Source organism: Verticiella sediminum, assembly GCF_007558815.1.
Lineage (GTDB): Bacteria > Pseudomonadota > Gammaproteobacteria > Burkholderiales > Burkholderiaceae_B > Verticiella > Verticiella sediminum.
Genome location: NZ_VLTJ01000039.1, coordinates 426,628 through 451,282, shown reverse-complemented (window position 1 = coordinate 451,282; position 24,655 = coordinate 426,628). Strand labels below are relative to the sequence as shown.

The 24,655-nt window shown below is 67.8% G+C and carries 25 protein-coding genes and 1 tRNA gene; 12 read left to right on the top strand and 14 right to left on the bottom strand.

The window, feature by feature from the left end:
• Positions 1-57 precede the first annotated feature (57 nt).
• Positions 58-954, bottom strand: a complete 897-nt coding sequence (locus tag FOZ76_RS21535) for an ABC transporter permease (protein ID WP_143950322.1) — start codon at positions 952-954, stop codon at positions 58-60.
• Positions 954-1,862 carry an ABC transporter substrate-binding protein gene (locus tag FOZ76_RS21530; RefSeq protein WP_425473346.1) on the bottom strand — a complete coding sequence of 303 codons (909 nt, stop codon included), beginning with the start codon at positions 1,860-1,862 and terminating at the stop codon, positions 954-956. Before FOZ76_RS21530 ends, FOZ76_RS21535 begins: the two co-directional genes overlap by 1 nt.
• Before the next feature lie 421 nt (positions 1,863-2,283).
• Here FOZ76_RS21530 and FOZ76_RS21525 point away from each other — a divergent pair, with 421 nt between their 5' ends.
• A complete protein-coding gene (locus FOZ76_RS21525; RefSeq protein WP_143950320.1) occupies positions 2,284-3,258 on the top strand; it encodes an aldo/keto reductase in 975 nt (324 codons plus the stop codon).
• Positions 3,259-3,313: 55 nt separating this feature from the next.
• On the opposite strand, the gene rnr is transcribed toward FOZ76_RS21525, so the two are convergent.
• Entirely contained in the window at positions 3,314-5,779 is a 2,466-nt protein-coding gene (rnr, locus tag FOZ76_RS21520; protein ID WP_143950693.1) for a ribonuclease R, read from the bottom strand.
• A gap of 340 nt (positions 5,780-6,119) precedes the next feature.
• On the opposite strand from rnr, the gene FOZ76_RS21515 reads away from it, so the two are divergent.
• From FOZ76_RS21515 to FOZ76_RS21485, 7 genes are all read left to right on the top strand, one after another.
• A tRNA-Leu gene (locus FOZ76_RS21515) sits at positions 6,120-6,204 on the top strand.
• Positions 6,205-6,500: 296 nt separating this feature from the next.
• Complete coding sequence (locus FOZ76_RS21510) at positions 6,501-7,976, top strand: benzaldehyde dehydrogenase (protein ID WP_143950319.1); 1,476 nt, start codon at positions 6,501-6,503, stop codon at positions 7,974-7,976.
• A 124-nt stretch (positions 7,977-8,100) separates the two neighbouring features.
• Positions 8,101-9,327, top strand: coding sequence for a helix-turn-helix domain-containing protein (locus FOZ76_RS21505; protein ID WP_143950318.1), 1,227 nt, complete (start codon positions 8,101-8,103; stop codon positions 9,325-9,327).
• 52 nt (positions 9,328-9,379) lie between these two features.
• Entirely contained in the window at positions 9,380-9,727 is a 348-nt protein-coding gene (locus tag FOZ76_RS21500) for a winged helix-turn-helix domain-containing protein (RefSeq protein ID WP_143950317.1), read from the top strand.
• Between the two features lie 144 nt (positions 9,728-9,871).
• Positions 9,872-10,525 (top strand): molybdate ABC transporter permease subunit, encoded by a 654-nt coding sequence (gene modB / locus FOZ76_RS21495; RefSeq protein WP_211366376.1) that lies wholly within the window; start codon positions 9,872-9,874, stop codon positions 10,523-10,525.
• A 13-nt stretch (positions 10,526-10,538) separates the two neighbouring features.
• Entirely contained in the window at positions 10,539-11,291 is a 753-nt protein-coding gene (modA, locus tag FOZ76_RS21490; RefSeq protein ID WP_143950315.1) for a molybdate ABC transporter substrate-binding protein, read from the top strand.
• Between the two features lie 19 nt (positions 11,292-11,310).
• On the top strand, positions 11,311-12,093 hold the full coding sequence (locus FOZ76_RS21485; protein ID WP_143950314.1) for an ATP-binding cassette domain-containing protein: 783 nt from the start codon (positions 11,311-11,313) through the stop codon (positions 12,091-12,093).
• 97 nt (positions 12,094-12,190) lie between these two features.
• Here the strand turns inward: FOZ76_RS21485 and FOZ76_RS21480 are convergent, their stop codons facing one another.
• Entirely contained in the window at positions 12,191-12,730 is a 540-nt protein-coding gene (locus tag FOZ76_RS21480) for a TetR/AcrR family transcriptional regulator (protein WP_143950313.1), read from the bottom strand.
• A 104-nt stretch (positions 12,731-12,834) separates the two neighbouring features.
• On the opposite strand from FOZ76_RS21480, the gene FOZ76_RS21475 reads away from it, so the two are divergent.
• Together FOZ76_RS21475 and rpsT are read left to right on the top strand one after the other, a co-directional pair.
• Positions 12,835-14,337, top strand: a complete 1,503-nt coding sequence (locus FOZ76_RS21475) for an MFS transporter (protein ID WP_143950312.1) — start codon at positions 12,835-12,837, stop codon at positions 14,335-14,337.
• A 275-nt stretch (positions 14,338-14,612) separates the two neighbouring features.
• Complete coding sequence (rpsT, locus tag FOZ76_RS21470) at positions 14,613-14,885, top strand: 30S ribosomal protein S20 (protein ID WP_143950311.1); 273 nt, start codon at positions 14,613-14,615, stop codon at positions 14,883-14,885.
• A gap of 123 nt (positions 14,886-15,008) precedes the next feature.
• On the opposite strand, the gene leuD is transcribed toward rpsT, so the two are convergent.
• Genes leuD through FOZ76_RS21455 form a run of 3 tightly spaced genes read right to left on the bottom strand, consistent with a single transcriptional unit; the run spans position 15,009 to position 17,268 of the window.
• Positions 15,009-15,683, bottom strand: coding sequence for a 3-isopropylmalate dehydratase small subunit (leuD, locus tag FOZ76_RS21465; protein WP_143950310.1), 675 nt, complete (start codon positions 15,681-15,683; stop codon positions 15,009-15,011).
• The gene (gene leuC / locus FOZ76_RS21460; protein ID WP_143950309.1) at positions 15,680-17,086 is read right to left on the bottom strand and encodes a 3-isopropylmalate dehydratase large subunit; all 1,407 of its coding nucleotides are present in this window, start codon (positions 17,084-17,086) and stop codon (positions 15,680-15,682) included. Before leuC ends, leuD begins: the two co-directional genes overlap by 4 nt.
• Positions 17,083-17,268 carry a hypothetical protein gene (locus FOZ76_RS21455; RefSeq protein WP_143950308.1) on the bottom strand — a complete coding sequence of 62 codons (186 nt, stop codon included), beginning with the start codon at positions 17,266-17,268 and terminating at the stop codon, positions 17,083-17,085. Before FOZ76_RS21455 ends, leuC begins: the two co-directional genes overlap by 4 nt.
• A gap of 120 nt (positions 17,269-17,388) precedes the next feature.
• Here FOZ76_RS21455 and FOZ76_RS21450 point away from each other — a divergent pair, with 120 nt between their 5' ends.
• A complete protein-coding gene (locus FOZ76_RS21450) occupies positions 17,389-18,312 on the top strand; it encodes a LysR family transcriptional regulator (protein ID WP_143950307.1) in 924 nt (307 codons plus the stop codon).
• A gap of 187 nt (positions 18,313-18,499) precedes the next feature.
• On the opposite strand, the gene FOZ76_RS27610 is transcribed toward FOZ76_RS21450, so the two are convergent.
• The 6 genes from FOZ76_RS27610 to FOZ76_RS21425 form a co-directional block, all read right to left on the bottom strand.
• The gene (locus FOZ76_RS27610) at positions 18,500-18,640 is read right to left on the bottom strand and encodes a hypothetical protein (RefSeq protein WP_170235567.1); all 141 of its coding nucleotides are present in this window, start codon (positions 18,638-18,640) and stop codon (positions 18,500-18,502) included.
• Positions 18,637-19,338 carry a TerC family protein gene (locus tag FOZ76_RS21445; RefSeq protein ID WP_143950306.1) on the bottom strand — a complete coding sequence of 234 codons (702 nt, stop codon included), beginning with the start codon at positions 19,336-19,338 and terminating at the stop codon, positions 18,637-18,639. The genes FOZ76_RS27610 and FOZ76_RS21445 overlap by 4 nt, the downstream gene beginning before the upstream one ends.
• 166 nt (positions 19,339-19,504) lie before the next feature.
• On the bottom strand, positions 19,505-20,389 hold the full coding sequence (sucD, locus tag FOZ76_RS21440; protein ID WP_143950305.1) for a succinate--CoA ligase subunit alpha: 885 nt from the start codon (positions 20,387-20,389) through the stop codon (positions 19,505-19,507).
• Positions 20,390-20,411: 22 nt separating this feature from the next.
• Positions 20,412-21,572, bottom strand: coding sequence for an ADP-forming succinate--CoA ligase subunit beta (sucC, locus tag FOZ76_RS21435; protein ID WP_143950304.1), 1,161 nt, complete (start codon positions 21,570-21,572; stop codon positions 20,412-20,414).
• A gap of 8 nt (positions 21,573-21,580) precedes the next feature.
• Positions 21,581-22,207, bottom strand: coding sequence for a DUF2889 domain-containing protein (locus FOZ76_RS21430; RefSeq protein ID WP_143950303.1), 627 nt, complete (start codon positions 22,205-22,207; stop codon positions 21,581-21,583).
• A 52-nt stretch (positions 22,208-22,259) separates the two neighbouring features.
• Positions 22,260-23,183, bottom strand: coding sequence for an alpha/beta fold hydrolase (locus FOZ76_RS21425; protein ID WP_143950302.1), 924 nt, complete (start codon positions 23,181-23,183; stop codon positions 22,260-22,262).
• A 97-nt stretch (positions 23,184-23,280) separates the two neighbouring features.
• Here FOZ76_RS21425 and FOZ76_RS28215 point away from each other — a divergent pair, with 97 nt between their 5' ends.
• Positions 23,281-23,409, top strand: a complete 129-nt coding sequence (locus tag FOZ76_RS28215; RefSeq protein WP_281283023.1) for a hypothetical protein — start codon at positions 23,281-23,283, stop codon at positions 23,407-23,409.
• 311 nt (positions 23,410-23,720) lie between these two features.
• On the opposite strand, the gene FOZ76_RS21420 is transcribed toward FOZ76_RS28215, so the two are convergent.
• On the bottom strand, positions 23,721-24,608 hold the full coding sequence (locus FOZ76_RS21420; protein WP_143950301.1) for a LysR family transcriptional regulator: 888 nt from the start codon (positions 24,606-24,608) through the stop codon (positions 23,721-23,723).
• Between the last annotated feature and the right edge of the window lie 47 nt (positions 24,609-24,655).

The window sequence follows — 24,655 nt, the reverse complement described above, 5'->3', positions numbered from 1 at the left end:
CATGGGGCAAGGCGGCGGGCCCGGAAACGGCGCGCCCGGCGGCAACCGGGGTGCGCATCACTCGACCCTCCGCTTGCCGCGCAGCCAGCGCTTCTTGAGCATGGGAATCACCAGTGCGATGGTGACCAGCACTGCCGTCACCAGGTTCAGGTCCTGGGCCTGCAGGCCGATGAAGTTGCTGTTGAGCGCCAGGGCGATGAAGAGCCGATACACCAGCGCGCCGACGATGACCGCCAGCGTGATGAAGAAGAAGCGGCGGGCCGGCATGATGCTCTCGCCCACGATGACCGCGGCCAGGCCGATGACGATGGTGCCGATGCCCATGGAGATGTCGGCGCCGCCCTGGGTCTGTGCGAACAGGGCACCGGCCAGGGCCACCAGCGCATTGGACAGCGCCATGCCGCCGAGCACGCTGCGGCCCGTGGCCACGCCCTGCGCCCGCGCCATGCGCGGGTTCGAGCCCGTGGCGCGCATGGCGAGCCCCTGGCGGGTGGCGAAGAACCAGTCGAGCAGCAGCTTGGCGACGATCACCACGACGAGCACCAGCAGCGGGCGCTCCATGTAGTCGGGTAGCCAGCCGGGCAGGGTCAGGCTGAACACCGTGGGCTCCATGATGAGCGGCACGTTGGGCCGCCCCATGATGCGCAGGTTGACCGAGTACAGCGCGATCATCATGAGGATGCTCGCGAGCAGATCCATGATCTTCAGCTTGACGTTGAGCCAGCCCGTGAGCAGCCCGGCGCACGCGCCGGCGGCAATGGCCGCGCCCGTCGACAGGAACGGATCGAACCCGGCCGAGATCATCGTGGCGGCGACCGCGCCGCCCAGCGGAAAGCTGCCGTCGACGGTGAGGTCCGGAAAGCGCAAGACCCGAAAGGAGATCAGCACGCCCAGCGCGACCAGGCCGAAGATGAGGCCGATCTCGAGGGCGCCCAGCAGCGAGAAAAGCGACATCAGCGGATCACTTCGGTGGCTTTGTCGATGACCGCTTGCGGCACTTCCACGCCCTGGGCCTGGGCCGCGCGCAGGTTGACGAACAGATCCACGTTGTCGCTGCGCGCCGAGGCGATGTCGCCCGGTTTCTCACCCTTGAGGATGCGCACCACGATGGCGCCCGTCTGGCGGCCGAGATCCTTGTAGTTCAGGCCGAGGGCGGCGATGGCGCCGCGCTTGACGCTGTCGGTGTCGGCCGCGATGAGCGGCGTATCGGTATCGTTGCCCATCTTGACCAGCGCCTCGTAGGCCGAGACCACGTTGTTGTCGGTGCTCGTGTAGATGACGTCCACCTTGCCCGCCAGGCGGCCTGCGGCCGAGCCGACGTCCACCGTGCGCGGCGCGGCGGCCTCGACCAGGGTCATGCCGTGCTTGGGCAGCAGCTCCTTCATCTGCCTGACCACCACGGCGGAGTTGGCCTCGCCCGGGTTGTACACCATGCCCACGCGCTTGGCATCGGGCAGGATTTCCTTGATGAGCTCGATCTGGCGCTCCAGGGCGAGCTCGTCGGACACGCCGGTGACGTTGGTGCCCGACGGCTCCCAGCCCGGCACCAACTGGGCCGCGATCGGATCGGTCACCGCCGAATACACCAGCGGAACGCTGCGCGTGGCCGCCACCACCGCCTGCGCCGCCGGCGTGGCGATGCCCACGATGGCGTCCGGCTTGTCGCCGACGAACTTGCGCGCGATCTGCGCCGCCGTGCCGACGTTGCCTTGCGCGCTCTGGTACTGCCAGCGCAGGTTCTTGCCCTCTTCGTAGCCGGCCTCGGCCAGCACCTCGCGCACGCCATCACGCACGGAATCGAGCGCGGGATGCTCGACGATGGCGAGCACGGCCACGGACTTGTCCTGAGCGAAGGCAGGCATCGCGCAGGCGACGGCAAACAAGGCGGAACCAGCCCAGGCAGTCAGGCGAAACGGGGTCGGCATACACGGTCTCCTCGTGGGACGAAGCTATGGTCGGTGAAGACGCCCGCCGGTGGGCCAGGCGCCGCATTCGCTCAGGCTGTAAGTCTAACCGCGCCGTCCCGGTTTCGCGCGCGCGAAGGGCTATCATGTCATTTCAGTGACCCATGGCGCTGGGCGCTGCCCCGACGCATGAGCTGCGGCGATGCGATCCAGGGCACCGCGGGGCCGGCTTTGCCGGTCCGCCAGTGCCGCCCCCTCCTTGAGGGGGCGCGCGTCAGCGCGTAGGGGATGGGTTTCATTTCAGGCCGTAGCGCCTGCCCGCGCGGCGCAGCACTGCCGCGGCTGGCGTGGCGTGGCACACGACGACCAGGAGAATCGCATGCTGAACCATCGGGAACTCGGCCAGTCCGGGCTGCACGTCGCTCCGCTCGCCTTCGGCGGCAATGTCTTTGGCTGGACAGCGGACGAGGCCACCTCGTTCCGCCTGCTCGACGCTTTCGTCGATGCCGGGCTCAATCTCGTCGATACCGCCGACGTCTACTCGCGCTGGGCGCCCGGCAACCGAGGCGGCGAGTCGGAGACCATCATCGGCAAGTGGATCAAGCAGTCCGGCAAACGCAGCCGCATCGTGCTCGCCACCAAAGTGGGCATGGACATGGGCGACGGCAAGGTGGGGCTGTCGCCACGCTACATCCGCCAGGCCGTGGAAGATTCGCTGCGCCGCCTGCAGACCGACCACATCGACCTCTACCAGTCGCACAAGGACGACCCCGAGACGCCGCTGGCCGACACCCTGGGCGAATACGCGCGCCTGATCGAAGAAGGCAAGGTGCGCGCCATCGGGGCCTCCAACTACAGCGGTGCCCGCCTCGCCGAAGCCCTCGCCGAGAGCGCCAAGCACAGCCTGCCCCGCTACCAGACCCTGCAGCCCGAATACAACCTGTACGAACGCCAGGCCTATGAGTCGGAGCTGGAACCCGTGGTGCGCGACAACGCGCTGGGCGTCATCACCTATTACCCGCTCGCGAGCGGCTTCCTGACGGGCAAGTACCGGGCCGAGGAAGACGCCGGCAAGAGCGTGCGCGGCGCCACCATCGTCAAGCGCTACCTGAACCCGCGCGGCAAGCGCATCCTCGCCGCGCTCGACGCGGTGAGCGAGCGCCTGAACGCCACCCCGGCGCAGGTGGCGCTCGCCTGGCAGACGAGCCGGCCCAACATCTGCGCCCCGCTGGCCAGCGCCACCTCGCTGCAGCAGCTCGAGGAACTGGTCAAGGCCGCCAAACTCAAGCTCGACAGCGACGCCATCGCCACGCTGAACGAAGCCAGCGCCTACGACACACCGACCGCCGGCTGAACGGAACTTGTCTCGCCCGGGGCGCAGCCCCGGGGCCTGCCTGCCGGCGCGTGGCTCAATGCGGACGCTTGCGCGCCGCGCCGCGCGACTTCTTGGGGCGCCCTTCCTTGGCCTGGTGCGTGGCATTGCTCGCGGCTGCGCGGCGCGCCTTCGCGGTCCTGGCCTTGGGCGCCTTGGCGGCCCTGGGCGGTTGCTGGGCGCCAGCCTCTCCCACGGCTTGCGCACGCGCCGGCGGTGTTGCAGCAGCCGACGGCGCGGCCTGCCGGTTCGCCGCACGCTTCAGGCTGGCATAGCTCACGCCCTTCTCCAGACGGAACTCGATGCGGCGGGCCTCCAGATCGACGCGCGCGACCTGCACCTGCACCTTGTCGGTCAGGCGATAGCGCATGCCGGTGCGCTCGCCGCGCAGCTCGTGCAGGCCCTCGTTGAACTGGAAGTACTCGGTGCCGAGTTCGGAGATGTGCACCATGCCCTCGACGTACAGGTCGTCGAGCGTGACGAAGATACCGAAGGGCGCCACGCCGGTGATGGTGCCGCTGAAGCTCTCGCCCACCCGCTCCTTGACGAACCAGCACTTGAGCCAGGCCTCGACATCGCGCGACGCATCGTCGGCGCGGCGCTCGTGGCCCGAGCACACCAGGCCGAGCTTTTCCCAGACGGCGTGCTCGGCTTCGCGCGCCTGCCTGCCCTGGCCCGCCGCGCCCTCGGGCACATAGCGCTGGCCGGCGATCAGGGCCTTGATGACGCGGTGCGTGAGCAGGTCCGGATAGCGCCGGATGGGCGAGGTGAAATGCGTGTAGGCCGGATATGCCAGGCCGAAGTGGCCGGCGTTGTCCGGACTGTAGATTGCCTGCTGCATCGAACGCAGCGCCATGGTCTGGATCAGCGCGGCATCGGGACGACCCGACACTTCGCGCATGAGCTTGCCGTAGTCGGCCGCGGCCGGGTCCTCGCCCCCGCCCAGGGACAGCCCGAGCGTCTTGAGGAACTGGCGCAGCGACTGCAGCTTTTCGACCGTCGGGCCTTCGTGGATGCGATACAGGCCCGGGTGCTTGCTGCGCGCCATGAAATCGGCCGCGCAGGTGTTGGCCGCCAGCATGCACTCCTCGATGAGCTTGTGCGCATCGTTGCGCACGTGCGGCACGATGCGCTCGATACGGCCCATCTCGTTGCACACGATCTTGGTTTCGACGGTGTCGAAATCGATCGCGCCGCGCGACTCGCGCGCCTGCACCAGCAAACGATAGAGCGTGTGCAGGTGCTCGACATGCGGCAGCAGTTCGGCGGGCAGCGGCGGCGGGCCGTTGGTGCCGCGGCGGCCCAGCATCAGCGCGTCGTCGGTGCCGGCCAGCGCCTCCCACACCTGATCGTAGGTGGTGCGCCCATGCGAGTGGATGACCGCGTTGTAGAACTGGTAGGCCGAGACGATGCCAGCCTTGGCGCCGCTGGCCGGTATCACCATGTCGCAGACCAGCACCAGGCGGTCGACCGCCGGATTGAGCGAGCACAGGCCGTTGGAGAGCGACTCGGGCAGCATCGGGATCACGCGGCGCGGGAAATACACGCTGGTGCTGCGTTCCTGGGCGTCGGCGTCCAGCGGTTCACCGCTACGTACGTAGTGGCTCACGTCGGCGATCGCCACCAGCAGGCGCCAGCCCGGCCGCTTGCGGTTGGCCGTGCCCAGATCGACAGGCTCGCAATACACCGCATCGTCGAAATCGCGCGCGTCCGCCCCGTCGATGGTGACGAAAGGCAGGTCGCGCAGATCCACCCGCCCCGTGAGGTCGCTCTTGCGCACGGCGTCGGGCAGCTTGGCCGCCTGCCTGGCGGCCGCCTCGGAAAACTCGTGCGGCACGTCGAACTTGCGCACCGCGATCTCGATTTCCATGCCGGGGTCGTCGACCTCGCCGAGGATCTCGACAATGCGCCCGCGCGGCTGCGTGTGCCGGGTCGGCTGCGCGACGATCTCGACGGTGACCACCTGGCCTGGCTGGGCGCCGTTGGCGTCGGCCGGAGCGATCAGCACGTCATGCTTGATGCGCTGATCTTCGGGCACCACCACGTCCATGCCGCGCTCATGCAGGAAGCGACCGACCAGGCGATTGGTGCGCCGCTCGATCACCTCGACGATCTGGCCTTCGGGCTTGCCGCGGTATTCGCCCGAGGGGCGCACCAGGACGCGGTCGCCGTGCAGCACCTTGAGCATCTCGCGCGGCGACAGGAACAAGTCCTGCCCGCCGTCGTCGCGGATCAGAAAGCCGAAGCCGTCGCGATGACCCTGCACGCGTCCGGCAATGAAATCCAGCTTGGAGGCGAGCTGCAGCAGGCCCTTGCGGTTGGGCGCCAACTGGCCATCGCGCTCCATGGCGCCCAGTCTGCGCTCGAAGCCGACCCAGGTGGAATCGCGCACCACGCCCAGGCGCTCGGCAAGTTCGGTTGCCGTAAGCGGGCCCGAAGCGTCGCGCAGCGCAGCGAGGATCTGCTCGCGGCTGGGGACGTCCGGGTCGAAATCCGCCGGCATGGTTGGGTTGGAATTCTTCTTGTCGGTTCGATTTGCCAAAGTGAAAACTTCTCTATAGAATCGCGGTCTTTCTTCTTTCGGCATTAGACACCGACGGGAGAAAAGACCAAAGCGGTATTTTCAAGGCAAGCGGGGTTTTGCGAAACCCCCGGCGCTCAAAGAAGTGCGAGCATCGGGAGATTGCGGGAGCACGCGCTGCGGCCGACGGTGGTTTGCCCTACCAAGCAAGCCGGTTCCGGTGGCAAGCAGTAAAAACAGATGCAGATTCTGTTGCAGCCTGGGAAATCCCTGCTATAATCGTTCTTCTGTTGCGGCGCTGTATAAACAGCGATGCAATCAGGCCCAGATGGCGGAATTGGTAGACGCACTAGTTTCAGGTACTAGCGCCGAGAGGCGTGGAGGTTCGAGTCCTCTTCTGGGCACCAAAATTCCAGACCCCCGCAAGGAAGCTTGCGGGGGTTTTTGCTTTGGGCATCGCCTTCGGCGGGCGACGCACCGAGCTTCCTGCCGCTGTATCGGCCTTGCTGCATGGGTTCCCCACGCGCAGTCCAACGCGCAACCACAGCGCCGGTGTCCAGTATCTGAACACCCTTGCGGGGGTCCGCGCGCACGCATGCGGCCGCACGGCCCGCATGCAAACCCCAATGGCAGGGCCGCCGCAGGCCACCTACGATGCGCCTTTCCGGGTCCGCGACCCGCAGCCCCATCGACAGGAGCCGTGATGAACCCAGCCAGCACCGACCCCACGCTGCTCGACCCCGCCGTCTGGACCGAACGCCTCTATGCCGGCGCATGGCAAGCCGGTGCCACCGTGGCCGACGTGCTGGAGCCGGCCAGCGGTGCCCGCCTCGGCAGCATCGCGCTGACCGACGCCGCCGGGATCGCGCGCAGCGCGGCCGCGGCGGCCCAGGCACAACCCGAATGGGCGGCGTTGCCGTACGAAGAGCGCGCCGCGGTCGTGCGCCGGGCCGCTGCACTGGCGCAGACCCATTTCGGCGTGATCGCCGACTGGCTAGTGCGCGAGAGCGGCTCGACGCGCGGCAAGGCCGGATTCGAGACGTCGATAAGCGTCAAGGTGCTGCACGAAGCCGCCAGCCTGCCCTCGCGTTCCGTCGGCGAGATCCTGCCCTCGGTGCCTGGGCGCCTGAGCCTCGCGCGGCGGCGCCCGCTGGGCGTCGTCGGCGTGATCGCGCCGTTCAACTTCCCGCTGTACCTTGCCTTGCGCGCGGTGGCTCCGGCCCTGGCCCTGGGCAATGCCGTGGTGCTCAAGCCCGACCCGCGCACCGCGGTATGCGGCGGTATGGCGATCGCGCGGCTGTTCGAGCTCGCCGGACTGCCGGCCGGTCTGCTGCACGTGCTGCCGGGCGACGGCGCGGCGGGTGCCGCCCTGGTGGCGGATCCCAACGTGGCCATGATCCAGTTCACGGGCTCTACTGCCGCCGGCCGCAAGGTCGGCGAGGCGGCGAGCCGGCACTTGAAGAAGGTTTCGCTGGAACTGGGCGGCAAGAATTCCCTCATCGTCCTGGATGACGCCGACCTCGATCTGGCCATCGCCAACACCGCCTGGGGCGCCTACCTGCACCAGGGGCAGATCTGCATGGCGACCGGCCGCATTCTGGTGCAGCGCAAGATCCACGACCGCTTTCTCGAGCGGCTCACCGCCAAGGCCGCCTCGCTGACAGTGGGCGATCCGCACCGGGCCGACGTGGCGCTCGGCCCGCTCATCAACGCGGCCCAGCGCGATCACGCGAGCGGCGTATTGCGCGCGGCCGAGGCCGCGGGCGCCCGGGTGGAGACCGGCGGCACTTGCGAGGGCCTGTTCTTCGCGCCCACCGTGCTGAGCGGCGTGAGCCCGGACAACCCGGCCTTCTCGGAAGAGATCTTCGCGCCGGTGGCGGTGGTCGTGCCCTTCGATACCGACGAAGAAGCCATCGCGCTTGCCAACCGTACCGAGTACGGGTTGTCGATGGCCATTCTGAGCGCGGACGTCGGCCGCGCCCTGCGCATCGGCGAACGCCTGCGCACCGGGCTGCTGCACATCAACGACCAGACGGTCAACGACGAGGTCATCAACCCCTTCGGCGGCGTGGGCGCGTCCGGCAACGGCAGCGCCATCGGCGGCCCCGCCAACTGGGAGGAGTTCACGCAATGGCAGTGGCTCACCATCAAAGGTCAGGCGCCCGCCTACCCGATGTGACGCCGGGCGCAGGCGACGTCACCCACGGCGCAGGCTCCCACGCTGCGCCGTCCACAGTCCGCGCGCGCGCCGTGGATCGCGCCATGCCCCACGGGCTTGCGAGCGGTGGGCCGAGGGCGGCGCCATGACGGGCGGGCTTACCGGCGAGGCGCTGAAGGCCGCGCGCGACCATTTCCTGGCGGGCGGGTCCGTGCCCGCCGAGCTGCTGCCGCCCGCGGTCGCGCGGTCCTGGCAGCGCTCGCGCGATGCCGGTCTCATGCCCTGGCAAGCGCCGTACTACGCCCCGCTCGGCACCGACGCGCGTACCCGGGACGACCGGCGCCTCGCGCGCTGCGTCGCCGACGAGGCCGAACATCTCTGGAGCGCCTTCGGTGGCCCCGACTGGACGATACTGTGCACCAACGCGGCGGGCGTGATCGTCCACGCCCGCCGCAGCGCGCACAGCCGGGAGCGGCGGTTCGGCCCCATCGTCGCAGGACGGCGCATCGAAGAGCGCGCGATCGGCACGACGGCGCCGGCCTGCGTGCTCGCCGAGGCCGCTGCCGATGCCGGCCCCGTGGAGGTCCATGCCGGCCAGCACTACCTGGACGAGTTCGCGGATTTCTTCTGCCTGGCCGTCCCCATCCACGGCCTGGATGGCGACGTGGCCGGCGCGCTGGACATCACAGGGGTGGGCCGCCGCGACCCGGTCCAACTACGCGAACACTTCCATCTGGCTGCGCTGGCTGTCGAACATCGCCTGCTCGCCACCCTGGAGCGCTGCCATCTGCTGCGGCTGCAACCCGACCCGCGCTGGCTGCCCACGCCGCTCGCCGGGGTGCTCGCCGTCACCGACGACGGCGACGTTCGGGCCGCCAGCCGCGCCGCGAGGCAGATGCTCGGCCTGCCCGCACGGGGCCGCCTCGCCCTGGACGCCGCGACGGCGCTGTTCCCCGCAGCCAGCCCAGGCCAGCGCCTGGGGCTGCTTCGCCCCGCCCCCCGGCCGCTGCGGCTGCCCGCCATCGACGGCACGCACCTCTGGGTGCAATACGCGCGCGCGCCGCTGGCGCGGGCGCAGCCCCGCGTGCGCACAGCGGTCAACGCCCCGCTGCCCACCGCCGCCGACAGCCCGGCAGCCGTCGCCGAACCAGCGCGGGCGCAGCCCGCCTGCACCGCAAGCGCACCGCCCGCGCCGGGCGCACTGCACGAGCATGCCCTGCGCGCCGTTCGCGAGGCCCTGCGCGAACACCGCGGCAATGTCGCGGCCGCGGCTTGCCAGCTCGGCGTCTCGCGCACCACGGTGTACGCCCACCTGCGGCGCGCCGGCCTGCGCCCTGATGCCGGCGGCGCCGGCAACGACGACCGGGATTGAACGCCAGGGCGCGGCTCGGGTAGAGTAAGGCTCCCCGATCGCCGCCCTTGCCATGACAGTCGCCGTCCAGTTCCGCCTGCGCCTCTACCGTGACGCCACCATCGCCATCGGGCCGGGCAAGGTGGCGCTGCTCGAGGCGATCGCCGAGACCGGCTCGATCTCCGCGGCGGCCAAGCGCTTTGACATGTCCTACCGGCGGGCCTGGCTGCTCGTCGACGAAATGAACCGCGCCCTGGCCGCCCCCGCAGTCGCCGCCAGCGCCGGCGGGGCGCACGGCGGCGGCACCCGGCTCACCGACGTGGGCGAGGAGATCGTACGGCGCTATCGCGCCGTCGAATCCATCGCCCGGCAGGCGGCAGCCAGCGAGATCGAAGAACTCGGCCGTCTCATCGCGCCCTGAACGGCGCCGCTGGCCGCGCCCAGCGCGGCAGTGGCCCTGCCTTCACGTTTCGTTATATTCTTTCGTACATATCGAAGCACGCCGGCAAGCCCGCTCCCGCGCTTGTGCGGCATGCGTCATATCCGAAGGAACATAGCGTTTACGATGGATTGGTTTCCCCTCACCCTGTCGCTCAAGGTTGCCAGCGTCGCCACCGTGCTCGCCCTGCTCGCGGGCGTTGCCCTGGGCTGGGTGGTGGCACGTACGCACATGCCGGGGCGAACCCTGCTCGAAGCCGTCCTCATGCTGCCGCTGGTGCTGCCGCCCACGGTGATCGGCTACTTCATCCTGATGGCGGCGGGCCGCCGCAGCCCGCTGGGCAACTGGCTGCGCGAGCACCTGGACTACACCATCATCTTCAGTTGGCACGGGGCCGTGGTGGCCTCGGCGATCGTCGCCCTGCCGCTCGTCCTGAAATCGGCCAGCGCCGCCTTCGCCGGCGTCGACCGTTCGCTGGAGGCCGCGGCCAGCACGCTGCGCCAGTCGCGCTGGTCGGTGTTCGTGCGCGTGACGCTGCCCCTGGCCTGGCCCGGAATACTGGCCGGCACACTGCTCGCGTTCGCCCGCGCCATGGGTGAGTTCGGCGCCTCGCTGATGGTCGCCGGCTCCATACCCGGACGCACCCAGACGCTCTCGATGGCCATTTACGACGCAGTGCAGGCGGGCAACGACGATCTCGCCTTCTTCTACGTCATCGTCACTTCCGTCCTTTCCGTGGCCATCCTGGTCGCGTCCAACCGGCTTTTCTCACCTCGCTGATCCTGGAGTCCCCATGCGCCTGTCCCGTCTGCTCGCCGCCACCACCCTGGCGGTCGCCCTGCCCTTCGCCACGCACGCCGCTACCCTAACGGTCTCGGCCGCGGCCAGCCTGACCAACGCCTTCAAGGAACTCGCCCCCAGCTTCAGTGCCGAGCATCCCGGCACCGACGTGCAACTGAACTTCGCCGCCTCGGGCACGCTGCTGCAGCAGATCGACCAGGGTGCACCGGCCGATGTGTTCGCCAGCGCCGACCAGGCAACCATGGACCGCGCCGCCGAGAAATCGCTGATCGACCCGGCCACCCGCCGCGACTTCGTCAGCAACGCCCTGGTCCTGATCGAACCCAGCGACGGCGGGCCCGGCGTGGACAGCCTGAACGGCCTGACCGGCGACGCCGTCAAGCGCATCGCCGTGGGCAAGCCGGCCAGCGTGCCGGCGGGCCGCTACACCCAGGAAGTGCTGGAAAAGGCCGGCCTGTGGCAGACGCTGGAGCCCAAGTACGTGCAGGCCGACAGCGTGCGCCAGGTGCTCGACTACGTGGCCCGCGGCGAAGTGGACGCCGGCTTCGTCTATCGCACCGACGCAGCCATCATGAGCGACAAGGTCAAGGTGACGCTCACGCCCGAAGGCCAGACCCCGGTCACCTATCCGGTGGCGGTCGTCGCCGCCAGCCGCGAGCCCGATCTCGCCAAGGCTTTCGTCGAGTTCCTGGGTACGCCCGCGGCTCGCACCGTGCTGGAAAAGTACGGCTTCGGCCAGCCCTGAGCGCAGCCCTGGCCGCGCCATGATCGACATCGACATCGAACTCACGGTCGAAGACGGCAAGCGGCGCTTCGCGCTCGCCGCGCGCCTGCGCAGCGACGCGCCATTCGTGGCGCTCTACGGGCCCTCGGGCTCGGGCAAGTCGCTCACCCTGCAGGCCGTGGCCGGCCTGCTGCGACCGCGAGCCGGCCACATCCGCCTGGACGGCCGCACGCTGTTCGATGCGGCGCGCGGCATCGATCTGCCGGCGGCGCAGCGCGGCGTGGGCTACCTCTTCCAGCACTACGCGCTCTTTCCGCACCTCACGGTGCGGCAGAACGTCGCCTTCGGCCTCACGCACTGGGCGCGGCGCCGGCTGCCTGCGGACGAGGCCGTGCGCGTGGATGCGCTGCTCGAACGCTTCGGCCTCGCCGCGCTGGCCGACGCCAAGCCGCGCACGCTTTCCGGCGGCCAGCAGCAGCGCGTCGCCCTCGCCCGCGCGCTGGCGGCCAACCCGCGCATCCTGCTGCTGGACGAACCCTTCGCCGCACTCAACCCGATGCTGCGCGACGAGCTGCGCGACGAGCTCGCCCAGGTGCGCGCGGCCTGGAACATTCCCGCGCTGATGGTCTCGCACGACGCCGAGGACGTGCTCGCCCTGGCCAATGCGGCTTTCATCTACGCCCAGGGCCAGGTGGTGCGCGAAGTCGACCTGGCGAGCGGCCACAGCCAGGAGCATGCCCTGCGCGAGCTCGGCCTGGAGCGCCCGGCCGACACGCCCATGCGCGCACGCCTGCGCCGCCTGCTCGGCCATACCGCATCCTGAGCCCGCCGGCTCGGCGGGCGGGCGGGCATCGGCACGCAGTCTGCCGCCGGCATGCGTCTGTCCAGCCGGCGGGACGCAGGCCCGCCGGCTCGGGCCCTCAGGCGCCGGCCAGACGGTCGATGTCGGCGAACGCGGAATCCCACTCGTCGCGGCTCATGTCCATGAAGCCGAAATAACGCAGCAGGAACGCCCCCTCGGCGGCAAGGAAGGCCAGGCGTGCGCGCCGGCCCTCGTCGCTCGCGGCGTCGAGCCCGCGCATGCGCTCGGCGTACCACGCACGCGTGCCGGCGAGCCGCTCGGGCTCGCGGATGAGCGCGGCCATCAGGCTGGCCGCCTTCACGTGGCCGGCGTCGGGCAGCTCGCGCATGATGCGTATGTGGGCGCGCATGGCGTCGACGGGCGTCGGCGCCGCGCCGGCCAGTTCGCGCAGTTGCGCCTCGTAGGTCCGGTCCCAGCGCTCGAGCATGGCGTCCACCAGCGCATCCTTGGAACCGAAGGCGTACTGCACGCCGCCCTTGGTGATGCCCATGGCCCGGGCCACGGCATCGATGGTCAGGCCAGCCGCACCGCTCTCGATGACGATGGCCTCGGCCGCGTCCAGCACGGCTTCGCGATCGATGCTGCGTCGTCGTCCCATGTCGATGCTCCGCGATTCTCTGGATTTAAATAAATACGTATGTATTGATATAATACCCCGCCCTACCTCCCGGGTCGACCAAGGCCCCTATGCCGGGCATGCGCATGTCCCTATCCAATCGCTGGCTGATCCTGGTGATCGTCTCGATCGCCCTGTTCCTCATCGTCGTCGACATGACGATCCTGTACACCGCGCTGCCGCGCCTGACGCAGGCGCTGGGCGCGAGCGGCGCGCAACGCCTGTGGATCGTCAGCGCCTATCCGCTGGTGGTGGCCAGCCTGCTGCCGGCGGCCGGCGCGCTGGGCGACAAATATGGGCACAAGCCCATGTTCCTCGCCGGGCTGGCAGTGTTCGGCCTGGCCTCGCTCGCGGCGGCCTACGCGCCCGCGCCGGTCCCGCTCATCGGCGCGCGCGCCACGCTCGCGGTCGGCGCAGCGCTGATGATGCCGGCCACGCTCGCCATCATCCGCCACGAGTTCGCCGATCCGGACGAGCGCTCGCTCGCCATCGGTATCTGGGCGGCCGTGGCCTCGGGCGGCGCGGCCTTCGGCCCGCTCGCCGGCGGCGCCCTGCTCGAGCACTTCTGGTGGGGCTCGGTGTTCCTGGTCAACGTGCCCATCGTGCTCGCCACCCTGCCGCTCGCCTGGCTGGCCATCGCGCGCCGGCCCGGCAACCGCGACCAGGCATGGGACCTGCCGGGCTCGATCCTGGTGATGCTGGGCCTGCTCTGCCTGACCTATGGCATCAAGGAAGCCGGCCGGCCGTCGGCGCCGCTGCCCGGCGTGCTGATTGCGCTCGCCCTGGGCGCCGTGCTGCTGGCCGCCTTCGCGCGCCGCCAGTTACGGCTCGCCAGCCCGATGATCGATTTCAGGCTGTTCCGCAATCGGGTGTTCTCCAGCGGCGCCGTGGCGGCCGTGGTCGCGGCCATGGCGCTGATCGGTGCCGAACTGATCCTGAGCCAGCGCATGCAACTGGTGCACGGTCTGAGCCCCTGGGAAACCGGCCTGTACATCCTGCCGATCCCGCTGGCCTCGCTGGTCGCGGGCCCGGCCGCGGGCATCGCCATGCGCCGCCTCGGCGCGCCCGCGATCATCGGAGCCGGCCTCGCCGCCTCGGCGCTGGGGCTGGCCGGCTATATCGGCGCGCTGGGCCACAGCCTGGGCATCGAACTCGCCTGCCTGGCTGTGCTCGGCCTGGGCGTGGGCGCCACCATGACGGGCGCTTCGAGCGCGATGCTGCTGAGCGCGCCGGCCGAACGCGTCGGCATGGCGGCCTCCATCGAAGAGGTGTCCTACGAGCTGGGCGGCGCGCTGGGCATCGCGGCGCTCGGCAGCCTCATGGCCCTGCTGCACGGACATGCCTTCGTCGCGCCGCCCGGGGCGAGCGGCGTTCCCGCGGCCGCGCGGGAGAACCTGGACGATGCGCTGCACTACGCGCGGTCTCTTCCCGAAGGCCTGTCCGCCCAATTCGCCGGCGCCGCGCGCGATGCCTTCGAGACGGCCTTCAACGGCACCTTCCTGACGGCGGCCGCGCTTCTCGCCGTGACCGCGGCGGCCGTGCTGCTGATGCAGCAACGGCAAATCGGCCGCTTGCGTCGTGACGATTGACGCTTGGCAAACCTTGTGCATAGGGCCGCCAGGTGGTAATATCTCCTGCTTTGCATTTACATGCATCGCATTTAATGCACCCCAATCGGCGCCAGCGCCCAGGGCCAACACGCTTCGCAAGCCATTCGGCAGAAGCTTCTTGCCCTCGCCTGCACCGATGAGCCCCAGCCCGCTCATGGGAGCCGTCCCTTCCTAGGTCCGGGCGTTCTATTCGTTATATCGGCCCATACCGGCCTGCCCGGTGGGCTCATTTACTAGACAGACTCGGATAATACATGGCCAATTCCGCCCAAGCTCGCAAGCGTGCCCGTCAGGCCGTTGCCCGCAACAAGCACAACTCCAGCCTGCGCTCCATGCTGCGCACCTCGATCAAGCGCGTACGCCAAGCCGTCGAAGCCGGCGACCAGGCCGCTGCGAACGAAGTGTTCCGCAAGACGAGCAGCGTGATCGACCGCGTGGCCGACAAGAACATCATCCACAAGAACAAGGCCGCTCGCCACAAGAGCCGCCTGGCTGCCGCGATCAAGTCGCTCGGCGCCTCCGCCTGAGTCTGCGCATGTGTGCCCGCATGGCGGGCGTGCCGACAGACGTCGGATGTCAAGAGAAAGCTCGCCGCTCGGCGGGCTTTTTCTTTGGTGCGGGGTGTACCGGCGCAGCCTGCCGGGTGCCGCCTACGTCTTCAGGCCCCCACCACGTGCGGGACGATCGAGTCGCGCCCTCGTGCGGCGCGCAACGTCGCGCGTCCAGGGCTGTTCAGCCCAGTGACGCTGTGCGAAGGCCGCGATAGCCGATCGGTGCACCAGCGAGGCGCCGATCAGGTCGAGGCCTTCGAGGAACATGGTGCGATGGCGTGCCGACAGCGCGAAGGCATGCGTGCCCAGCGGCGAGCGCACTTCGAGGCGCTGCACGTCGATTTCGATGTGCAGCGGCAGCACCGCCGCCGCGGCCGCGTCGAGCAGCGCGTGGACGTCGGCTTCGGGAAGCATCACCGGGAGCAGCCGGTTGTTCATCGCGTTCGAATAGAAGATCTCGCCGAAGCTCGGCGCGATCACCGCGTCGATGCCGTACTGCCGCAGCCCCCACACCGCGTGCTCGCGGCTCGAACCGCAGCCGAAATTGGCATCGCCGATGAGGATGCGCGTGCCCGCATACGCCGGGCGGTTGAGCACGAAATCCTTGCGCGGGCTGCCGTCGCCATGAAAACGCAGGTCCCACAACAGGCCCTGCGCCAGCCCCGCCTTGTCGATGCCCCGCAGGAACTGCTTGGGCATGATCTGGTCGGTGTCGAGGTTGGCAATGGCGATCGGTGCGGCAATGCCCTCGATGCGGTCGTATGTGTCGGTCATGGCAGCGTCTCCAGCTTGCGGACATCGGTGATGCGGCCGGTGATCGCGGCAGCGGCGGCCATGGCGGGACTCATGAGGTGTGTGATGGCGCCGCGCCCCTGCCGCCCCTCGAAGTTGCGGTTGGTCGTGGATGCGCAGCGCTCGCCTGGCGAGAGCACGTCGTCGTTCATGGCAAGGCACATCGAGCACCCGGGCTGGCGCCATTCGAAGCCTGCGCGCATCAGCAGCGCGGCAATGCCTTCGGCCTCCGCCTGTGCTCGCACGGCGCCGGAGCCCGGCACCACCATCGCGCGCAAACCGGGCGCGACGTGCCGGTCTCCAACCACCTGAGCAACCGCTCGCAGGTCCTCGATGCGCGCGTTGGTGCAGGAGCCGATGAACACATGCTGCACGGCCAACCCTTCGAGCGGCGTCCCGGCCGCCAAGCCGGTATAGCGCTGCGCCTGTTCGATGCTCGTGCGCTGCGCGCCCTCGGCCGCCGGCACGACGCCGTCGACGGCCACCGCCTGATCAGGGCTGGTGCCCCATGTCACGTAGGGTGCGACCTGCGCCGCATCGAAGCGGTGCTCCACGTCGAATGGGGCGCCCTCGTCGCTGCGCAGCGTGGCCCAATGTGCCAGCGCGAGTTCTCGCTGGGTGGCATCGATGTCGGGCGCGCGCGCCAATACATAGTCGGCCGCGGCCCGGTCCGGCGCGATCAGCGCGCCGCGCGCTCCGGCTTCCACTGCCATGTTGCAAAGCGTGAAGCGGGCCTCTATCGACAGCGACTCGATCGCGGTGCCGCAGAACTCCACCACGAAGCCGCGTGCGCCCTGGGCGCCGATGCGGCTGATGATCATCAGGATCAGGTCTTTCGCCGTAGTTCCCAGCGGCAGTTGCCCGTCGACCCGGATGCGCATGTCCTGCGCCAGCCGGTAGACCAGGGTCTGTGTGGCCAGTACGTGCTCGACCTCCGAGGTACCGATGCCGAAGCCCAGCGCCCCGAGCGCACCGTAGGTGGTGGTGTGGCTGTCGCCGCAGATCACCACCATGCCGGGGCGGATCATGCCGTGTTCGGGCGCGATGACGTGCTCGATTCCCTGCAACGCGTCGTTGGTATCGAAGAGGGCAATGCCGTGGCGTTCGCAGTTGCGTTTGAGGTTGCTGGCCTGCAACGCCGATGCGGGGTCCTGGATCACGCGGTTGCGTACCGGATGCGTCGGAATGATGTGACTCACCGTGGCCACGTTCTGCCCCGGCATGGCGACTTCCCGCTGCTGCTCGTGCAGGCCGGCAAACGCCTGGGGGCTGGTGTATTCGTTCATCAGATGCAGGTCGCAGAACAGAAGAACGTTCTGTTCATCGAGCTGTGTCACCGTGTGCGAATCGACCAGCTTGCGATAAAGGGTGGTCGGCGGCTTCACGCGTTGTCTCCTTGAGTGAGGAACGGCATCACCCTGGAAAGCAGCACATCCGGCCCATCTTCCGCGATGTCGCGACAACAGGGCAGCGCCTCGCCTGCTACCTGCCACGCCAGCAGCGGCGAGCCCTTGCCGCCGCCCACATAGACAGGGTGCCGCGCAAAGTCCGGTAAAAGCCAATTCATGACATATCTCCTGCGAAATCAGGTACCTGGTCGCGTGAGATGGATCATAAATAATTCGTTCCGCACCACAAAGTCGTGATCGGCAATTGATTATTTCTCTATAAGAACTAATAATTTCTTATGGATTCGCTTTCCGATCTCTCGTTCTTCGCCTTGTTGATGAAGCACGGCAGCCTGACTTCCGCCGCGCAGGAACTCGGCGTCACGCCCCCGTCGGTCAGCAAGCGCCTCGCCGCGCTCGAAGCGCGCCTGGGCGTGCGACTGCTGAACCGCACCACCCGGCGCATCAGCCTCACCCCCGAGGGCGAGACCTACCTGACAGAGGGGGCCAAGGTGCTCGACGCCCTCGACGCGGTGGAGCGAGCGGTATCGGGCGCCACGCTCGTTCCGCGAGGCTTGTTGAAGATCAGCGCCACGCTGGGCTTTGGGCGCCGCTTCATCGCGCCTGCCCTGTCGGACTTCTCCCGCGCGTTTCCGGATATCGAAGTTCAACTGCACTTGACCGATCGCCCGGTCAATCTGGTCGAGCAGGCATTTGACGTGTCCGTGCGCATCGGCACGCTGCCGGACGCGCGGCTCACCGCACGCAAACTGGCCTCGAACAAACGCGTGCTGTGCGCTGCGCCTGCCTATTTGGCAAAGGCCGGCACGCCGACTCACCCGCGCGAATTGCCGCAGCACAACTGTTTGTTCATCCGCGAAGGCGACGAGGCCTTTGGTTCGTGGCATCTGCAATCCGGAGGCAGGCAGGAGACGGTGAAGATACGCGGGACGCTGAGCAGCAACGATGGTGAATGTGCGCTGGCCTGGGCGCTCGATGGCCATGGCATTCTGTTGCGTTCGCAGTGGGACATAGCGCCCCATCTGCGATCCGGCCGCTTGCAACAAGTCTTGCCGAACTGGGAGCCGCCTGCGGCGGACATTTATCTGGTGTTCCTGACCAAGGCCCATATGTCGGCGAAAACGCGTGCCCTGGTCGACTTCCTTTACGAACGCTTTGGCCCGTATCGCATCCGCGGCGGCGAGCAGACGCCGCCCTGGTGATGAAACCGCGTCGTCTTGTCGAGTTCGATCCCTTGCCGTGATGACGCCCCGGACAGACCCGGTTCCCAAGAGCCGTATCGGGCTGTGGCGTAGTCCAGCGAAACCCGGTGCCGGAGTCTCATCCCGATAAAAAAAACGGCCCCCGAGGGGGCCGTCAGAGGCGCCCGGCCGGCAGGCCGGGACACGCTCAACGTTGCAGATACGTCAACACCAGCCAGGCAGCGATGCCCAGGCCGGCAAGCACGGACATCAATTGCAGGATGGTGAGGCCTCGCATGCTGCGCGGGGCCTTGCGGCGGCCTTGCAGCCGAGGATGTCGAACGATCATGCAGCACTCCTTTTGCGACTCGCGATGAATTTGCCCATACCCACGACGATGAGCGCGCCGATGACTTCGGCTGCGATCTTGATCGAGTGATCCACCGGGCCGCCCAGTTGGCGCTCGATGAACACGTCGGTCACGAGCAGGCCGCCTGCGATCCAGCCCAGCAGCGCCGCGCCGAACATCACGACGACGGGGAAGCGGTCGATCAGCTTGAGCACCAGCGTGCTGCCCCAGATGATGATGGGCACGCTCACCAGCAGGCCGAAGATGACCAGGCCCAGTTGGTGGCCGGGGTCGGCCCGCTCGGCCGCGCCCGCGATGGCGATCACGTTGTCCAGGCTCATGACGAAGTCGGCCACGATGATGGTCTTGATGGCCGAGATCAGCGTGGTGCCGCCGTCGATGTTGCCATGCTCCTCGTCCTCCGGAACCAGCAGCTTGATGCCGATCCAGAACAGCAGCAGGCCGCCCACGGCCTTCAGGAACGGGATGCCCAGGAGCGTGACGGCGAAGAAGATCAGGATGACGCGCAATATGATGGCGCCGGCCGTGCCCCAGAGAATGCCCTGCAGCCGCCGCTTGGGCGGCAGATTGCGACAAGCGAGCGCAATGACGACGGCATTGTCTCCGCCAAGCAGAATATCGATCAGGATGATCTGAAGGACGGCCGCCCAGCTCAGGGTCTGGAAGAATTCAATCACGAAACTATCCCCTCATTGACGAAAAGCGGCCCCTGACGGGGCCGCCTGTATTTGCTGCGCAAAGAGGGAAAACCGGCTGGAAGCGTCCGCCGACGCAGCGCCTGGCAGGTTCGTGTTTGCCCGCCATGACACCGCGTCTTGCCCCCCTCTGCGCTGCCCCGACCGCTCAGCCCAGGACGGACTTGAGCAGCTTGCCCATTTCGGACGGGTTGCGCGTGGTACGGATGCCGCACGCTTCCATCACTTCGAGCTTGGCGTCGGCCGTGTCGGCGCCGCCCGAGATCAGCGCGCCGGCGTGGCCCATGCGCTTGCCCGGAGGCGCGGTGACGCCCGCGATGAAGCCGACCACCGGCTTCTTCATGTTGTCCTTGGCCCAGCGCGCGGCGTCGACCTCGTCCGGACCGCCGATTTCGCCGATCATGATGACGGCGTCGGTGTCGGGATCGTCATTGAACAGCTTGAGCACGTCGACGTGCTTCAGGCCGTTGATCGGGTCGCCGCCGATGCCCACGGCGCTCGACTGGCCCAGACCCAGCTCGGTGACCTGGGCGACGGCTTCGTACGTCAGCGTGCCGGAGCGGCTGACGATGCCGATGCGGCCCTTGCGGTGGATGTGGCCCGGCATGATGCCGATCTTGATTTCGTCCGGGGTGATGAGACCCGGGCAGTTGGGGCCGAGCAGCAGCGTCTTGCGGTTCTCGGCGCGCATGCGGTTGCGCACTTCGAGCATGTCGCGCACGGGGATGCCCTCGGTGATGCAGATGGTCAGGTCCAGGTCGGCCTCGACGGCTTCCCAGATCGCCGCGGCGGCGCCCGCGGGCGGCACGTAGATCACGGAGACGGTGGCGCCGGTGGCCTCCTTGGCTTCCTTGACGTTGGCGTAGATGGGCACGCCTTCGAAATCCTCGCCGGCGCGCTTGGGGTTCACGCCGGCCACGAAGGCGGCCTTGCCGTTGGCGTACTCGCGGCACATGCGGGTGTGGAACTGGCCCGTCTTGCCGGTGATGCCCTGGGTGATGACTTTGGTGTCTTTGTTGATCAGAATCGACATGTGGCGAATCCTCGGTGTCTGGTTACTTGGCGGAAGCCACGACCTTGGTGGCAGCTTCGGCCATGGTGTCGGCGCTGATGATGGGCAGACCCGACTCGGCGAGCATCTTCTTGCCGAGTTCTTCGTTCGTGCCCTTCATGCGCACGACCAGCGGCACCTGCAGATTGACGGCTTTGCACGCGGTGATGACGCCCTCGGCGATCACGTCGCAGCGCATGATGCCGCCGAAGATGTTGACCAGGATCGCCTTGACGTCCGGGTTCTTGAGCATGATCTTGAAGGCCTCGGTGACCTTCTCGGCGGTGGCGCCGCCGCCGACATCCAGGAAGTTGGCCGGTTCGCCGCCGAACAGCTTGATGGTGTCCATGGTGGCCATGGCCAGGCCGGCGCCGTTCACCAGGCAGCCGATGTTACCGTCGAGCTGGATGTAGGCGAGGTCGAACTTGCTGGCTTCGATCTCGGCCGGATCTTCCTCGTCGAGGTCACGGTAGGCGACGATCTCGGGGTGACGGAAGAGCGCGTTGGAGTCGAAGTTGAACTTCGCGTCCAGGGCGATCAGGCCGCCCTTGCTGTCCAGGTTGAGCGGGTTGATCTCGACCAGCGAGGCGTCGGTGTCCATGTAGCACTGGTAGAGCTTCTTGAACATGTCGACGGCCTGCGGCGTGGTGCCGGCGGGCAGGCCGATGGAATCGGCGATCTTCTTGGCTTGCTCGTCGGTGAGGCCGGCGAGCGGATCGATCAGTTCGGTGACGATCTTCTCGGGCGACGAGTGCGCGACTTCCTCGATGTCCATGCCGCCTTCGCTCGACGCGATGAAGGCCACCTTCTGGCTGGCGCGGTCGGTGACGAGCGAGACGTAGTATTCCTTCTGGATATCGGCGCCTTCCTCGATGTAGAGGCGGCCGACCTTCTGACCCTCGGGGCCGGTCTGGTGCGTGACCAGTTGCATGCCCAGGATCTCCGAAGCGAGCTTGCGCACGTCGTCCAGCGAGCGCGCGAGCTTGACGCCGCCGCCCTTGCCGCGGCCGCCGGCGTGGATCTGCGCCTTCACGACCCAGACCGGCCCGCCGAGGGTCTCGGCGGCCTTGACCGCCTCGTCCACCGAGAACGCGGGGATGCCGCGCGGCACCGCGACGCCAAATTTCTTCAGGAGTTCCTTACCCTGATATTCATGGATTTTCATGCGTAACCTTAAGAGTCGCTTGAAGATGAGGGAATGACTTCGTCGAGTTCCGTCCCGCACGTCGCGCCGCCTGCCGCCTGCGGCTGCTGCGGTGTGACATACCAGCGCGGATACTCGCGCGCCACCACGGGCCCGTCCACGCGCAGCGCGTGGCAGCCGTCCAGGTGGAACGGCCGGGTTTCCGAAGCGCGCCGCGCCTCACCGCCTTCCTGACCGGCCATGGTCTGGACCGCCGCCGTAGGCAACACGGCGGCAAGCTCGGACATGTGGATACAGCCAGCCGTGCGGCCGAAACGCTCCTTCACCCGCTGGCGAAAGCCCCGCAGCAGATTCATGCCGACGAGATCGGCATACGCGGGAGCGATCGACATGCACTGATCGCCGTAGGGAGCGGCGTCGTAGCAGGCAACCGCATCGACGATGGTGAAGGAAGTATCGAAGGTCACCCGCACGTGCATATGGTGAACCGGTTGGCCCGCCTTGTGAACTCCCTGCCGCCTCGTGAAGTCATAGGCCTTGGTGTCCAGAAGCTCGGCTTCGAGATCGTAAAGACCGTCTTCGCGCACGTACGAACGCAATTGGATCGTCCGTTCATGCAGCGGCTTGCGACGCGGTGAGGGAGAAGGTAAAGACATGCGCAGGTGAACTGCGAAGGATAAAACCTGCGGAGTATAGCGCAGCCCCGCCCTACCCCATGTCCTGCAGCGCCGCCTTCAGCAGCCCCTGGAACGCGTCGGGCCGCTCGTGCACCACCCAGTGCCCGGCGTCGGCGATGCGCCACACGCGCAGGTCGGCGCAGACTTCGGGCAGGCCGTCGGCCAGGCTGGCTGGCAGGGCCAGGTCGTCGGTGGCCCAGATCACGCGCACCGGCACACCCGTGCGCCAGCGCGTCGGATCGAGCTGCGGCGGCGGCGCGGGGTCGTTCGCGCTCGGGGGGCGCAGGGGCGACGCGCGGTAATAGTTCACGGCGCCCGTCATGGCGTGGCTGCCGCCCTCGCCCGGCACCGACCACATGGCGTGATAGCGCGCCCGTTCGGCCTCGGTGTACCAGGCCCCGTTCTGCCCATGACCGGCGAGCATGCCGTCCAGGCGCCGGAAATCGTCGGCCACCAGGGCCTCTTCGGAACCGGGCTGGCGCAGCCAGTTCATGTAGGCGCTCGCCGCCTGCTGCGCCGGGTCGCTGGCCAGCGCCCGCGCGAAAAGCACCGGGTGCGGCGAATTGACGATGACCAGCCGCTCGACGTACCCGGGATGCAGGATCGCCAGGTTCCAGGCCAGCGCCCCGCCCCAGTCGTGCGCCACGATCGTGGCCCGCTCGCGGCCGAAGTGCCGGATCAGACCGATGAGATCGCCCACCAGCGCGTCGGGACGATAGGCGGCGACCTCGGCCGGCTTGCTCGACAGGTTGTAGCCGCGCAGGTCCGGCGCTACGGCCAGCCACTCGCCGGCCATCGCCTGCAGGTGCGGCTCCCAGATGAAGCCCGCCTCGGGAAAACCGTGCAGAAAGATCAGCAGGCGGCCATCCTGCGGACCGCAGGCGCGATAGTGCAGCTTCACGCCAGGCGCGACCTCGGCGTAGCGGCCCGCGAGCAGCGGGTAGTCAGTGGACATGGGGTCTCCTTTCTCGTTGTCGGCTCGCCGGAAAGTGTTTCCGCAGGCCGCTTGGGATAGAATAGCGGGCTTTTCCCGCCTTTTCCTGGAGAATGTCATGGCCGAACGCAAACGCGTGCGTCGCAACACCCTGGAGCGTCGCTGCCTGGGCAAGTCCTTCAAGCGCCTCTTCAAGGACGCGCCCAAGGGCGTCAACAAGATGCTCGAGAAGATCAAGCGCATCTGAGAAGGTGCCAAGGCCGGGCGACGACCGGCCCGGCCTTCCAACCCCGCCCCGGCACGCGCCGGCGCGGGGTTTTTTTTATTCACGATGACGTTTATTCACGATGACGCTGTCCCGCGCTGGGCTGCGAATCATGGCGGCCACGCCTACAAACGACTTTTCGGAAGGAGCCCGAACACATACCCTGGACCTGGGAATAGATATGAACCGGACGCTTGCCGGTGAAGTATCGGGCCAATTCGTTCCTGCACAGCCTTTCGACTTCATGCAAGCCGAGTCGCCGTCATGTGCGGTTCGGTTTGCGGCCGGCTCGCTCAAAGCCGTTGGTGCAGCAGGTCGTACAAGGCCTGGGCAGCATGAGAGAACGTCGTTTCGCTCCGTCGGATGAGGTAAATGCGCCGTGCAAGGGTATTCCGATGGAGCGGGCGCATGACGAGCGGCGGCCGGTCGAACTGAGCTCGGGCCAGGTTCGGCATCAGCGTGATACCCAATCCGGCCTCGATCAGCCCGCTCACGGTAGCGAGCTGCGTGACTTCCATCACCGGACGTAGCGACGCAGGGTGGTAGAGCGCCTCGATCTGTTGTCGGATCGTATTCGAATGCGCCAACTGAATGAAGGGGATCGAGGCCAAATCCTCGAGACTGATCCTGCGCTTCTTTGCCAGGGCATGATCCTGTCTGCAGACCACGAAGAACGGGTCGTCGCACAGGAACTCTGCCTCGATATCCTGCGAGTTCGGGTCTATGGACGAAATTCCGAAATCGCTTTGGCCCGAGCGCACCGCTTCGAGGCAAGCGCCGGAGGTCAAGTCCAGGAGCTCGACTTTTACGTGCGGATGACGCATCTGAAACGCTTCCAGGACGCGCGGCATCCACGCTGCGGCGATCGACGGCAGGGCTGCGACGTTGACTCTGCCCTTCTGCACATTCTCGTGCGCCTGGAAATCGTCGAGAAAGCGGTCGAAATCTCCTATCAACCTGCGTGCCGAGGCCTCCAGCAACTGACCCTGGGGCGTCAGCGATACATGCCGGGTGTTTCGATCGAATAGCTTGGCGCCGAGCTGTTCCTCGACGGTGCGTATCAACGAGCTGAACGCGGAATGCGATAGATGGGATCGTTCCGCCGCCCGACGGAAGTTGGCATCCTCTGCAAGCGTCAGAAAAGCGCGGAGCTGGCGTATCGAAAGATTGGGCGATTTCATCGTGCAGTCGTACCAAATTATGTGATTTTCCAGCTCGTTTTCGAACA